Source organism: Moorena sp. SIOASIH, assembly GCF_010671925.1.
Lineage (GTDB): Bacteria > Cyanobacteriota > Cyanobacteriia > Cyanobacteriales > Coleofasciculaceae > Moorena.
This window is the reverse complement of record NZ_JAAHIH010000004.1, coordinates 149,396-162,331: the sequence shown is the minus strand read 5'-3', so window position 1 is coordinate 162,331 and position 12,936 is coordinate 149,396. Positions and strand designations below refer to the sequence as shown.

Here is a 12,936-nt window from a genome sequence, read left to right as displayed (position 1 = left end):
CTGTGTTTAGATCGATGCAGTTCACTCCCATGAAACTACAACGGACAACTCTGATTTTAGTCATTTGTGCCATCCTCCTGGGGGGAGGTGTATATATTTATGAAATTCAGGGTTCTGAAAAGCGAGAAGCTGCTAAAATCCCTAAAAAACCTATATTTAATTTCACTGAAGACGAGATTCAATCTTTTACTGTTAATAGTGATGACAAGACCTTAGTATTTGAGCGAGCCAGTGAGCCAGAATCGGGTTGGCGGATGAAAAAGCCCAAAGAGGCGACAGCCAGTGATGCGGTTGTTTCCTTTTTGTTGAACTTGCTGGCTCAGGGCAAAAGCGATCGCATTCTGACGGTTAGCCCTGACCAACTTCCAGAGTATGGATTGGACAAGCCCTCAGCAACTATAACAGTGAAACTGAAAAATCAGGACACTCCGAAGCTGATCTTAGGCAACTTGGACTTTACTCGCAGTTTCCTATATGCTCAAATCCTACCACTGGATTCCAAATCTGAGCAGTCGGAGGTGCTGTTAGTGCCAGTGGACTTTCAGTATGCGGTCTCACGCCCCCTCTCAGAATGGCTGGTTAATCAGGACAAGGCTGAAGAAGACAAGCCATCTGCTGCTGAAAAAACTGACTAGTACGAAATTGTAAGCATTCAGCTATTAGCTATCAGCGTGTCGCGTATCAGCTATCAGCTAATGCGCTACGGGCACGCTACTGTTCGCGCAGCGTGCCCGTAGCGCAATCGGTGCTTTTGAATACAAAAAGCTGACTACTGAGCACTGACGGCTGACAGCTGAATGCTTACACCAAATCTGCTTTGATCACCTACTTTTTTAGTTCTTGCGGATCTTCCCTCTCTTGTGTTCTGAGTTTCTAATACTTAAGTTGCGGTCAAAGGTACAATTTTCTGTTCCCCCAATCTCCCCATCTCCCCATCTCCCCATCTCCCCATCTCCCCATCTCCCCATCTCCCCATCTCCCTATCTCCCTATCTCCCTATCCAACCAATCTACTCTCTTTGAATGCAACTCGGTATAAGTATAGGTGAGGGTAATGGTGAGGGTAATACCCCTCATCCACAGAAGTTAGCTTCTCCGTAGTTTTGATAACAGCTTTGACAGTCAACCCAGGGGTCGCTAGAGTGAAAGTTATCTATACACACATTTTTTGCTCTTCTATTGATAAAGTTAGTTCTAGCAAATGCTAGCCGCAACATCAAATTGATTATTCTCCTAAAAGGATCTTAAACACTATGGATATTCTTCTTAGCATACTCGCCCCAGTTATTTTAGTAGCCTTTGGCTACAGCGTCGGTACCACAAAAGTTGTTCAAGAGGGAAATGAAGCTCTTGTAGAACGCTTTGGTAAGTATCGTAAAAAACTAGAGCCTGGTCTTAACTTCAATGTAGTTCCGTTTATAGACAAGATTGCCGTAGAAGAGAGTACCCGTGAGCAGATTTTAGACATTGAACCCCAGCAGGCAATCACCAAAGATAACGTTCAGGTAGAAGTCGATGCGATCGTGTATTGGCAAATTTTAGATATGTACAAAGCGTTTTATGCTGTAGACAATGTTCATGAGGCGATTGAAAATTTAGTCATGACCACCCTGCGTTCTACCATTGGTCAGTTGGAACTAGATGAGACTTATGCCTCTCGAGACAGAATCAATCAGAACTTATTGCAACAACTAGATGATGCCTCTGCTGATTGGGGAGTCAAGGTGATGCGGGTTGAGGTGCAAGAGATTAAACCACCCCAGACTATTATCGATGCCCTAGAGAAGGAGCGAGCTGCTAAGAGTGAGAAACAAGCCAAAATTTTACAGGCTGAAGGTACAGTGGAGTCGATCCAAATGATCTCCAAAGCTCTTGAAGAGGAAGCTAATACTCAGAAAGTCCTACAGTTCTTGATCGCTCAACGCTATGTAGAAGCCAATGAAAAATTAGGTGAAAGCAGCAATTCTAAAGTCGTCTTTATGGATCCAAAAGCACTGAGCGAAGCTATGACCGATTTGCTTCAAACTGAATCTGTGGGCGAGAGTAATTAGGACTATAATAATGTAAGCATATGCGCTACGCACATTAGCTGATAACTGATAACTGATAACTGATTGCTGATTGCTGACCGCTGAATACTTAAACACGCCAAATCGCATCAGCAACACGGCAGACATCATAGAGCTGGCGAACATCGTGTACCCGCAGGATGTCTGCTGAACCGGCAATGGCACTGCAACAAGCCGCAGCAGTTCCCCAAATTCGATCCTTGGGGTCTGGTTGATTGATAATGCGTCCAATAAAGCTTTTGCGAGATACTCCGACTAACATCGGTACACCAAGGGCATCAAACCTAGGCAGTTGCCGCAGAATCTCTACACTTTGCTCAGCGGTTTTGGCAAAACCAATGCCTGGGTCAATAATAATATGCGATCGCTTAATTCCTGCTGCGATTGCGGCATTGACCTGATTCTCAAGAAAGCTATAGATTTCCCCAATTAAGTCTTGATAATCAGTCAGTTTTTGCATGGAAACGGGGGTGCCTCGGATATGCATTAATACAATGGGTACCCCCAACTGCGCTACGACTGGCAACATGTCTGGGTCAAATGTGCCACCGGAAATATCATTGACCATATCCGCACCAGCTTCTACCGCAGCCTTAGCCACAGATGCTCTAGTGGTATCGACAGAAATCGGTATCTTCACCACTGAACGGATTCCCTCTACCACAGGCACAACTCGTTTTAGTTCTTCGGGTAGGGAAATTTGCTCGGCACCAGGTCGAGTCGATTGACCACCAATATCGATAATATCAGCACCAGCATCTACTAGAGCGTGAGCTTGCCTTAAGGCAGCTTCTAGGGTATAATATACTCCGCCATCACTAAAACTATCGGGGGTAACGTTCAAGATACCCATGATATAGGTTCGTTTGCCCCAGTGGAAAGAATAGTTCTGGATGGTTAATTTTCCTTTATCCATAGCTTATGGCTGATGGCTAATTGCAAATTTAAAATTGCCCATTGCCATTAACCAATTAACCAATTAACTAATAATAAGCTAACTAACAATTAACAATTAACAATTAACAATTAGCCAATAACTAATCACAACTACTGATAATTGACAATCCTGGCAAAGCTAGCAGGTTCCAAGCTTCCTCCGCCCACCAGTACTCCATCAATTTCTGATTGAGCCATAATTTCATCAATATTATTGGGTTTGACGGAGCCACCATATTGAATTGGGACATTAGCTTCCTTGAGTAAGGAGCGAATCAATCCAATGATTCGATTCGCTTCTGATGCATCACAAGTGTCTCCAGTACCAATTGCCCAGATCGGTTCGTAAGCAATCACTAAATTTTGCTGGTCAACGTTGACTAGGTCTTTTTCCAACTGCTTGGTAATAATTTCTTCTGTTTGACCAGCATCCCGTTGTGCTTTAGTTTCCCCAACACACAGAATTGGAATCAAACTGTGACGCTGAGCAGCGTGAAGGCGTTTATTAACGGTTTCGTCAGTTTCGCCGAAGTATTGACGCCGTTCACTATGACCAACAATGACATAGCGCACACCAATTTCCTTGAGCATTGCACCAGCAATTTCACCAGTGTAGGCTCCAGCATTTTCCCAGTGGATATTCTGAGCCCCGATCTGTACAGGAGTATTTTGTACATGCTCAGACATCACACCTAAGTCGGTGAAGGGAGCACACAGAACAACCTCCCGTTCTATGGGAGTTTGCTCCAGCTCAGGCAAAAATCCCTTTAAAAACTCAGCGGTTTCCGCTTGAGTTTTGTACATTTTCCAGTTACCAGCTATAACAATTTTGCGCACAGCTTAACTAAATCATCTCTAAACCATAATGCATTATTTAGTTTAAAGCTTTTACTTGCGGCTATATCAGAATTGTTTAACTTTTGCTGGTGACATACTCCCGACGCTGCCCTCACGGTACAGCGCGGGCTTCTTACCAACTCCAGCCATCGCTATCGGGCTTTGCCCGACGCTACGCGAACGGATACTCAGTAAGCTTTACTAACGACACGAGATGCCCCTCCGCGCCGGAACAATACAAAAAGTTCTATTTTTAGTTGGTAGGTGGCGGTTAGCTCTTAATTTATCTTCCCTACCATTCCTAGTATATCACATTGGTAAGCTCCGTTCCGACTCTTACCCCGGGCTTGATGCCGACACTTACCCAATGAAGGTAAAGTGCGGGGCTTCTCGCGGTTCAGCTAAGCATTCAGGTGTTTGACATTGATACAAGCAGCAAAAGCTGTCGCTGTTAACTTTTGCCTCTTGCCTCTTGCCAATGCCATGGGGCGTAGCGCTATAATGCTGCTGCTTCCCGTGCTGCGGCAGCTTCGTCGGGATGAATGTTCAAACGGGTTAAATTAAGACGACCCTTGTTGTCAATTTCTCGTATTTTGACAACTACCTCATCTCCTACCGCTAACTCATCTTCCACTTTGCCAACTCGATAGTCAGCTAGTTGGGAAATGTGAATCATGCCTTCTTTGCCAGGAAGTATTTCCACAAAGGCACCAATGGGAATAATCCGGGTGACACGACCAACATAGACATCCCCTTCATTCAGCTTGCGGGTTAAGCCTTGGATGATATTGATAGCTTTTGTGGCTCTGTCCCCATCCATAGCAGATACGGTAACTGTACCGTCATCTTCAATATCGATTTTTGCCCCAGTTTGCTCGGTAATTCCTTTAATTGTCTTACCCCCTGGACCAATCACGGTACCAATGAACTCTGGATCAATCCTCATGGTTAAGAGGCGAGGAGCAAAGGGTGACATGTCTGTGGAGGGTGTGTCAATCACCGCCAGCATCTTTTCTAGGATATGCAGTCTGGCCGGTTTGGCTTGCTCAATGGCCTGGGCTACGGTATCCATGGACAAACCAGTGATTTTCATGTCCATTTGCAAAGCCGTGATGCCAGTATCGGTACCGGCGACTTTGAAGTCCATGTCACCCAAAAAGTCTTCAATACCTTGAATATCGGTGAGAATGCGCACTTCCTCTCCTTCTTTGATCAAACCCATGGCTGCACCACTAACGGGTTTGGTAATGGGTACACCTGAATCCATCAAGGCCAGAGTTGAACCACAAACCGAGCCCATGGAGGTGGAACCATTGGAAGAGAGGACTTCCGATACTACCCGGATCACATAGGGAAATTCGTGTTGAGGGGGCAACACTGGGACTAATGCTCGTTCTGCTAAGGCTCCGTGACCAATTTCACGCCGTCCGGGCGATCGCAATGGCTTGACTTCCCCTACAGAAAAGGGTGGGAAATTGTAGTGGTGCAGATAGCGCTTCTCATCTTCTGGGTTAAGGTCATCTAGAGTTTGGGCATCTCCAGGTGTTCCCAAGGTAACAGTAGATAGGACTTGGGTTAGTCCTCGGTTGAACAAAGCGCTACCATGAACTCGCTGAGGTAATAGACTGGTTTGACAAGACACTGGACGCACTTGGTCTAGCTTGCGACCATCTACGCGCACTCCCTCTTCCACAATCTGAGTACGCATCAGTTTTTTGGTGAGGCTTTTGAACAGCTTATCGACTAATGCGCTATCTTCAGTAACCGCTACACGGATTGGGTCATCCTCTTTGAGTTGAGAAATTTCTGCTTTGACAGCACTGTCCTTAACTTCATCCAAGGCAACATCCCGACCGTTTTTGTCCAGGTCAAATTGGGAGAGGACAGCTTTAATTTTGTCAGTGGCGCGGACGCGGATAAATTCTTCTAGTTTCGAGTCTACGGCTGGGGCTTCGCCAATCACTATTTCAATTCCCAACTCCTCAAGCAGGTCTTGCTGGGCTTTGATCAAGTCTTGTACCGCTTCGTAGCCGAAGTCGATGGCCTCGATTATATCTTGTTCGGGTAATTGATTGGCACCGGCTTCTACCATAATTACCCCTTGTGGGGAACCAGCTACGACTAAGTCCAAGTCGCCGTTTTCGATTTCTTTGTAGGTGGGATTAATCATAAAATCATCCCCGAGTAACCCTACCCGTACAGCTGCCATTGGTCCATAGAAGGGAATGCTGCCCTGCAACACAGCAATCGATGCACCAGTAACTGCCAAAACATCTGGCGGTACTTGTTCATCCATAGACAGGGTAGTTGCTACAATCTGTATATCATCTCGTAGCCAACTGGGAAATAACGGACGCAAGGGACGGTCAATTAGACGGCTAGTTAAAATAACTTTTTCTGGAGGACGGCCTTCCCGCCTGAGGAAACCACCTGGAATCCGACCTGCTGCGTAGAGTCTTTCTTCGTAGTCAACTACCAAGGGCAGAAAATCGATCCCTTCTCGACCAGGGGCACGAGTTGCTGTCACTAGAACTGCTGTATCCCCCGACTGTATCATTACTGAACCACCAGATTGAGGGGCAAGTAGACCTACTTTGAGTCTAATATCCCGTCCATCAAAGGATATTGACTTGTCTATCTCTACCATTTCGGCACTTTTTCCTTCTTTGTTTGATCACTGTTCTCGTTCTGTCGCAATCGTAGCATTTATCACTCGGGGGGGGTGTTAAGTAGGGAGTAGGGAGTAGGGAGTAGGGAGTAGGGAACAGGGAGTAGGGAGTAGGGAGTAGGGAGCGCGGAGCAATGAAAAAATTTATATGTACCTGATTAGACTAGTAAACGCTATACTTTTTGATGGTGTTTGGCTAAGGGATTAACTGCTTTGCGCTTACGGTTGCTTTGTTTTTGACACTGACCAATTTTAGTGTGGAGTTACATCAGCGGTTTTTAAGACTTTCAATCCTACTGAATACTATCACTAATAGACATATAGTTTAATTATAAATTAACCATTTTTTTCAGTACTATCTCAAATTATTTAACCGTTTTATGTTATAAATATTGCTTAATTATAATAGTCTATATATAATTTTTTAATAACCGAAGATATCTTAATCGAAGGGTCAATTATCTGGGGCTAATATCGCCGGATCAGCTAAACTAATTTAATTTTGCTTACCTCAATTACCATCACATCAATTACCTATAGGAATCCTAAATTAATTGTGATAATTTCTGTTCCCTACTCCCTACTCCCTGTTCCCTACTCCCTGTTCCCTGTTCCCTGTTCCGCTGTTCCCTACTCCCTACTCCCTACTCCCTACTCCCTGCTCCCTTTGTTATAAAATCTATTAATCAGATACGATAGCTGTTAATCCGAAGGGAGAAATTCAGCAAGTTTGATCGACAAAACCTGGACTAGATAACATAAAAAGACACAAAATTTATTATGGCAACGTTACATGGCAGTTGGATACCTAGGGAAACTAGTGGTCATCTATTTATTTGGGGAGAAACTTGGCGCACGAAGGCGCAGATATCAACAACTGCCAATGAGATGTCATCTCACCCCTTTGGGATGACTGAGGAAGAATTGACGTCTTTTTTAGGTTCTCATAGTCTGTCCATCGGTCAATTTTTAGAGGTGTCTGAGAAGGCTCGTTCAGGTAGTCGTAAGCGTGGCGCTCAACAGCATCACCATCGCTGGCAGTCTCAAATTATTCTCCTACCTACTCAAGCATCATTCAAGGGTGAACCAGCTTATCCAGTGCTGTCTAGCAAAGTGTTTTTAGATAGTTCACAAGATAGTGCAGAGGCTGCCCAGTGGGAATTGCAACCATGGCAAGTCCAAGGGGTAAGTCTGGAACCGATGGCAGCGGTAAGATTCCTGCAAGCCTTACCCCTTGGCTCTTTTGAAGGCTCAGATGCTTACCTGGGAGGGGAGTTGCGTTTTTGGTCTCAGGTGATGCGGTGGAGCTTGGATCTGCTGAATCGGGGTAAGTTTTTACCAGGAGTTTACCGATTGCCTGATGGTAAGGTAAGGGCTTGCTGGCAACCTCTGCTTGATAGTACTACCGATCAAGTCCGTCTAGAAAAGTATATCAAGCTCATGCCCTCGGCTTGCTGTGCTTATCCACAACAGCTTAATTCTCCACACTTGACCCCTCAACCCCCCAACCTTCAACCCCCCAACCTTCAACCCCCCAACCTTCAACCAACCAACCTTCAACCTGCTAACCTTCAACCTCCCAACCTTAAACCTGCAACCGATTTGGTTAAGGCTCAGGAATTGCTACTGGGATTCTTGAGTAGTGTGGTTAATACACAGGTGCGGGATTTTGTCAAGGGTGAGTCGGTGCCAGTAGTAGAATCACCGATGGTGGAATGGTTGCGATCGCTTTCTTCTAATTTTTCGTCTAATTCAGAATCCCTAGCCCTAGATTCACAAGCCTTTGGTCGATTAGCGGCAGCACTCTCGACTTGGAACACTCCGGTGCAACAGAATTTAGTGACACCGACGTCTAAGAGGTTGAGCCACAATCTGTTTCGCACTTGTTTTATCCTGAAGCCTCCTACCTCTGACCAAGAGAGTTGGGGCTTGGCCTATGGCTTACAAGCGGTTGATGACCCAGACCTGGTGGTGGATGCTGAGACGATTTGGAATCACTCAGGAGAGCGATTGGAGATTAACCAGCGAACCATTGAACAACCTCAGGAAACGTTTCTCAAAGGGTTAGGATTAGCGACTCGACTCTATCCTCCCATTGAACCTAGCCTACACCAATCCCGTCCTGAGTTTTGTGAGCTAACCATAGTAGATGTGTATGAGTTCATTAGGGCTAGTGCATGGCGGTTGCAAGAGAATGGCTTGGGTATTGTCTTACCCCCAGGATTGAAACCAGGCACGGGAGCCAAACGCTTGGGGATTAGTCTTGTGGCGGAAGTGCCACCACAAAAGAAGAATCAACGGTTAGGACTCCAAAGCTTACTGAAGTTTAAGTGGCAACTGGCGATTGGAGATAAAACCATCTCGAAGCGGGAGTTTAATCGCTTGATGGCACTGAAATCACCGCTAGTGGAGGTGGATGGGGAATGGATGGCTTTACAACCGTCCGATGTCCGTGCAGCTCAAGAGATGTTTAAGGGTTCGACAGATAACATGACTCTGTCGGTAGAGGATGCTTTGCGGATCACTACTGGTGATAATAATACCTTGGCCAAACTACCAGTGGTCAAGTTTGAAGCATCGGGAGCGTTGCAAGAGTTAATTACTAACTTACAGGGGAATCAATCCCTGGAGCCGATTCCTCAACCTGCTAGTTTTCAGGGGCAATTGCGACCCTATCAAGCTAGAGGGATGGGCTGGCTGGCGTTTCTGGAACGTTGGGGTTTGGGTGCTTGTCTGGCGGATGATATGGGCCTTGGTAAGACGGCACAACTGATTGCGTTTCTGTTGCATCTTCAGGAAGAAGGTACGCTGAATGGACCCTGCTTGGTGGTATGTCCGACTTCTGTGCTAGGAAACTGGGAACGGGAAGTAAGGAAATTTGCGCCATCCCTGAAAACTATTGTCCATCACGGGGATAAACGCTCCAAAGGGAAAGCCTTTGCTAAGGCAGTTAAGACTAAGCAGGTGATCATTACCAGTTATTCCTTAGTATATCGGGATGCGACTACCCTGGATGGGGTGGAATGGCAGGGGGTGGTGCTGGATGAAGCTCAGAATATTAAGAATCCTAGCGCTAAGCAATCCCAAGCGGTCAAGCAACTTTCCACTAGCTTTCGGATTGCCTTAACCGGTACTCCCGTGGAAAATCGATTGTCGGAATTGTGGTCAATTATCGATTTTCTCAATCCTGGGTATTTAGGCGACCGCCAATTCTTTCAACGTCGATTTGCTGTACCCATTGAGAAGTTTGGCGACCGGGATTCCTTGCAGACCATGCGATCGCTAGTGCAACCCTTTATCCTCCGTCGCCTCAAAACCGATAAGTCTATTATTCAAGATTTGCCAGAAAAGCAGGAAATGAATGTTTTTTGTGGTCTTTCCGCAGCCCAAGCTACGGTTTATCAACAGTTGGTGGATGATTCCTTAGCACAAATTGAAGAGGCTGAGGGGATTAAGCGCAAGGGCATGATTTTGACTTTGTTGTTGAGACTCAAGCAACTGTGTAATCATCCCGCTCTGTTGGAGAGTAAGGGGAAAAAGACTAAGGGGAAAACGGGAGATAATTCGTTGATGTCTAGCCAGCAGTCGGGTAAGTTACGACGGTTGGAAGAAATGTTAGAAGAGGCGATTTCTGAGGGAGACCGTGGCTTAATTTTTACCCAATTTTCGGAATGGGGGAAATTGCTGAAACCCTATTTAGAGCAAAAATTTGGGAAGGAAGTTTTATTTCTCTATGGCGCAACTCGTAAGAAACAACGGGAGGAAATGATTGATCGGTTCCAGAATGACCCCGATGGTCCATCGATATTTATTCTGTCTCTGAAAGCCGGTGGCACTGGATTGAATTTAACGAGAGCTAATCATGTGTTTCATGTAGACCGCTGGTGGAATCCAGCGGTGGAAAATCAAGCCACTGACCGGGTTTTTCGGATTGGTCAAAAACGCAATGTTCAAGTCCATAAGTTTATCTGTACTGGCACTGTGGAAGAAAAGATTAATGACATTATTGAAAGTAAGAAACAGTTAGCGGAACAAACTGTGGATGCTGGGGAAGATTGGTTGACGGAAATGAATACAGAACAATTGCGGGATTTGGTGTTGCTTGATCGGAGTGCGGTGATTGATGATTAGGGAGTAGGGAGTAGGGAGTAGGGAGTAGGGAGTAGGGAACAGGGAACAGGGAACAGGGAACAGATCAGAGGCAATAGGCAATAGGCAATAGGCAATAGAGTGCGTAGGGTGGGCAAAATTCTATGATCTAGAATTGTTACAAGCACCAAAGGGTTTTTGCCCACCTGACAAGTCTACTGATCCCCCTAAATCCCCCTTAATAAGGGGGACTTTTTAAGACTTATACTGATACTTTTACCAGAGTGCGTAGGGTGGGCAAAATTATAGAATCTAGAATTATTACAAGCACCAAAGGGTTTTTGCCCACCAGCAGTTGCGTAAGATGGGCTGAATTAAGGAATGAATAGGAGTAGAGTGGGCATCCTGCCAGCCCGAAAATATATTGAAACTGGCAAGATGCCAGTTCCACACCTGATGCCCATTCCACACCTGATGCCCCTTCCACCAAGATGCCCGTAAGCTGATAGCTGACAGCTGATAACTGACAGCTGATAGCTTACCCTTCATGGTCATTTGCCGCAATAGAAGCGAGGGGTTTGATCGTTTTCAAAATCTGATCAGCTAGGGTTGCTTCGGCTAGTTCAAGCTCATAATGTTGTTGGAGGTTCAACCAAAATTGGGGAGTAGTACCGAAGTATCTGGATAGCCTCAGGGCTGTATCGGTAGTAATGGTTTTTTTGCCGTTTACAAAAATCCTCGATAGCCGAAAGCCCCGTCACAAAGCGAGCGGGGATGAAGGCTCGCCGTAGGCGACACTTGGTGAACGCAGCGGTCTTTAGCCGCCGTGAAAAAACCTTGACTTTTGCTTGACACTTTTATACAGGAATGCTAATATAAAAGTATATCGTTCGCCTAGGGCGACCGTTCGCGTAGCGTGACCGAAGGTCAAGGTCGAGGAGGTCGAGACTCGGTGATTATTTTAGAGTTTAAGGCAAAAGGAAAGGAATCCCAATATTCAGCTATAGACGAAGCCATTCGGACGGTTAAGTTTATCCGAAATAGTTGTATTCGTTTGTGGCTGGACAATAAAGGAACAGGGAAAAGTGACCTTAGCCGGTACTCCAAAATACTGGCTAAAGAATTTCCTTTTGCCAATGAACTGAACTCTACTGCCCGTCAGGCTGCATCTGAGAGGGCATGGTCATCGATTGTTCGTTTCTACGATAACTGCAAGAAAAAGGTTCCAGGCAAGAAGGGTTTTCCTAAATTCCAAAAACGTGCCCGCTGTGTCGAATACAAGAAGTCAGGATGGAAATTATCCCCTGACAAAAAATCGATAACGTTCACGGACAAAAAAGGGATAGGAAAACTCAAACTTAAGGGTACCTGGGACTTGTGGCGCTTCGACAAAAAGCAGATAAACCGGGTCAGGATAGTCAAACGTGCTGATGGGTACTACGTGCAATTTTGCGTTGCAGTCAATGTAAACGAGGAAGTACCTCACACAGGCGAGATGATAGGACTGGACGTAGGACTTAAGGAGTTCTACACAGATTCTAACGGTCATTCCGAACCTAACCCCCGATTTTACAGACAAGGGGAGAAACGTTTAAAGTTTTATCAACGCCGAGTTTCTCGGAAAAAGAAAGGCTCATCCAATCGTCGGAAAGCGATTAATAGATTAGGTAGACAGCATCTTAAAATAAGTAGGCAGCGTGAAGAACATGCAAAGAGACTTGCACGTTGCGTAATCCGATCTAACGATCTGGTCGCCTACGAAAATTTAAGAGTTAAGAATTTAGTAAAAAATCACTGTCTTGCTAAGTCTATTAATGACGCTGGTTGGTATCAGTTTAGGAAGTGGTTGGAGTATTTTGGGGTCAAATTCAGCAGGATAACCGTTGCGGTAAATCCTGCCTATACCAGCCAAAACTGCTCTGATTGTGGCGAAGAAGTTAAAAAGTCCCTATCGACAAGAACTCATGTCTGTGAATGTGGGTGTGAACTTGATAGAGACCATAACGCCGCCATCAACATCCGTAATAGAGCCACAAGTACGACGGGGCACGTCGGAACTTGGATTATTAATCCGAACGCTTCGGGAGATTTGGCCTCTACTGTTCTTGGCTCCGGCCAGGTTCAGCAAGTCGAGTCTATGAGCGAAGAATCCCCGCGTCTTTAGACGCGGGGAGTGTCAAGATGGCATTGATCTGTGTTACGGGTACATGGATATCCTGAGCGAGTTGATTCTCGCTGATGCCGAATGGTTTTATAAATTCTTCTAGAAGAATGTCACCGGGAGTAATAGGGGGAAGTTTTGTAGTCATTAGTTTTTAGTAATTAGTGAATATCCACA

At 45.5% G+C, this 12,936-nt stretch carries 11 protein-coding genes; 4 read left to right on the top strand and 7 right to left on the bottom strand.

The window, feature by feature from the left end; translation table 11 throughout:
- Positions 1–29: 29 nt before the first annotated feature.
- Entirely contained in the window at positions 30–635 is a 606-nt protein-coding gene (locus F6J90_RS22045; protein WP_293098266.1) for a DUF4340 domain-containing protein, read from the top strand.
- Positions 636–833: 198 nt separating this feature from the next.
- On the opposite strand, the gene F6J90_RS22040 is transcribed toward F6J90_RS22045, so the two are convergent.
- The gene (locus F6J90_RS22040; RefSeq protein WP_293098263.1) at positions 834–968 is read right to left on the bottom strand and encodes a hypothetical protein; all 135 of its coding nucleotides are present in this window, start codon (positions 966–968) and stop codon (positions 834–836) included.
- Positions 969–1,252: 284 nt separating this feature from the next.
- Here F6J90_RS22040 and F6J90_RS22035 point away from each other — a divergent pair, with 284 nt between their 5' ends.
- Positions 1,253–2,050 carry a stomatin-like protein gene (locus tag F6J90_RS22035; RefSeq protein ID WP_293098260.1) on the top strand — a complete coding sequence of 266 codons (798 nt, stop codon included), beginning with the start codon at positions 1,253–1,255 and terminating at the stop codon, positions 2,048–2,050.
- Positions 2,051–2,138: 88 nt separating this feature from the next.
- Here F6J90_RS22035 and folP read toward each other — a convergent pair whose 3' ends face one another.
- The 3 genes from folP to F6J90_RS22020 form a co-directional block, all read right to left on the bottom strand.
- The gene (folP, locus tag F6J90_RS22030) at positions 2,139–2,984 is read right to left on the bottom strand and encodes a dihydropteroate synthase (RefSeq protein WP_293098257.1); all 846 of its coding nucleotides are present in this window, start codon (positions 2,982–2,984) and stop codon (positions 2,139–2,141) included.
- Positions 2,985–3,115: 131 nt separating this feature from the next.
- Positions 3,116–3,841, bottom strand: coding sequence for a triose-phosphate isomerase (gene tpiA, locus F6J90_RS22025; protein ID WP_293098255.1), 726 nt, complete (start codon positions 3,839–3,841; stop codon positions 3,116–3,118).
- A gap of 496 nt (positions 3,842–4,337) precedes the next feature.
- Positions 4,338–6,488, bottom strand: coding sequence for a polyribonucleotide nucleotidyltransferase (locus tag F6J90_RS22020; protein WP_293098252.1), 2,151 nt, complete (start codon positions 6,486–6,488; stop codon positions 4,338–4,340).
- A gap of 801 nt (positions 6,489–7,289) precedes the next feature.
- On the opposite strand from F6J90_RS22020, the gene F6J90_RS22015 reads away from it, so the two are divergent.
- Complete coding sequence (locus F6J90_RS22015) at positions 7,290–10,640, top strand: DEAD/DEAH box helicase (RefSeq protein ID WP_293098249.1); 3,351 nt, start codon at positions 7,290–7,292, stop codon at positions 10,638–10,640.
- Here the strand turns inward: F6J90_RS22015 and F6J90_RS22010 are convergent.
- From F6J90_RS22010 to F6J90_RS22000, 3 genes are all read right to left on the bottom strand, one after another.
- Positions 10,637–10,786, bottom strand: a complete 150-nt coding sequence (locus F6J90_RS22010; protein WP_293098247.1) for a hypothetical protein — start codon at positions 10,784–10,786, stop codon at positions 10,637–10,639. The two genes, F6J90_RS22015 and F6J90_RS22010, sit on opposite strands and share 4 nt — an antisense overlap.
- A gap of 133 nt (positions 10,787–10,919) precedes the next feature.
- Complete coding sequence (locus F6J90_RS22005) at positions 10,920–11,147, bottom strand: hypothetical protein (RefSeq protein WP_293098244.1); 228 nt, start codon at positions 11,145–11,147, stop codon at positions 10,920–10,922.
- Positions 11,137–11,334, bottom strand: a complete 198-nt coding sequence (locus F6J90_RS22000; protein WP_293100684.1) for a HigA family addiction module antitoxin — start codon at positions 11,332–11,334, stop codon at positions 11,137–11,139. The genes F6J90_RS22005 and F6J90_RS22000 overlap by 11 nt, the downstream gene beginning before the upstream one ends.
- A gap of 216 nt (positions 11,335–11,550) precedes the next feature.
- Here F6J90_RS22000 and F6J90_RS21995 point away from each other — a divergent pair, with 216 nt between their 5' ends.
- Complete coding sequence (locus F6J90_RS21995; protein WP_293100681.1) at positions 11,551–12,762, top strand: transposase; 1,212 nt, start codon at positions 11,551–11,553, stop codon at positions 12,760–12,762.
- Positions 12,763–12,936: the final 174 nt, after the last annotated feature.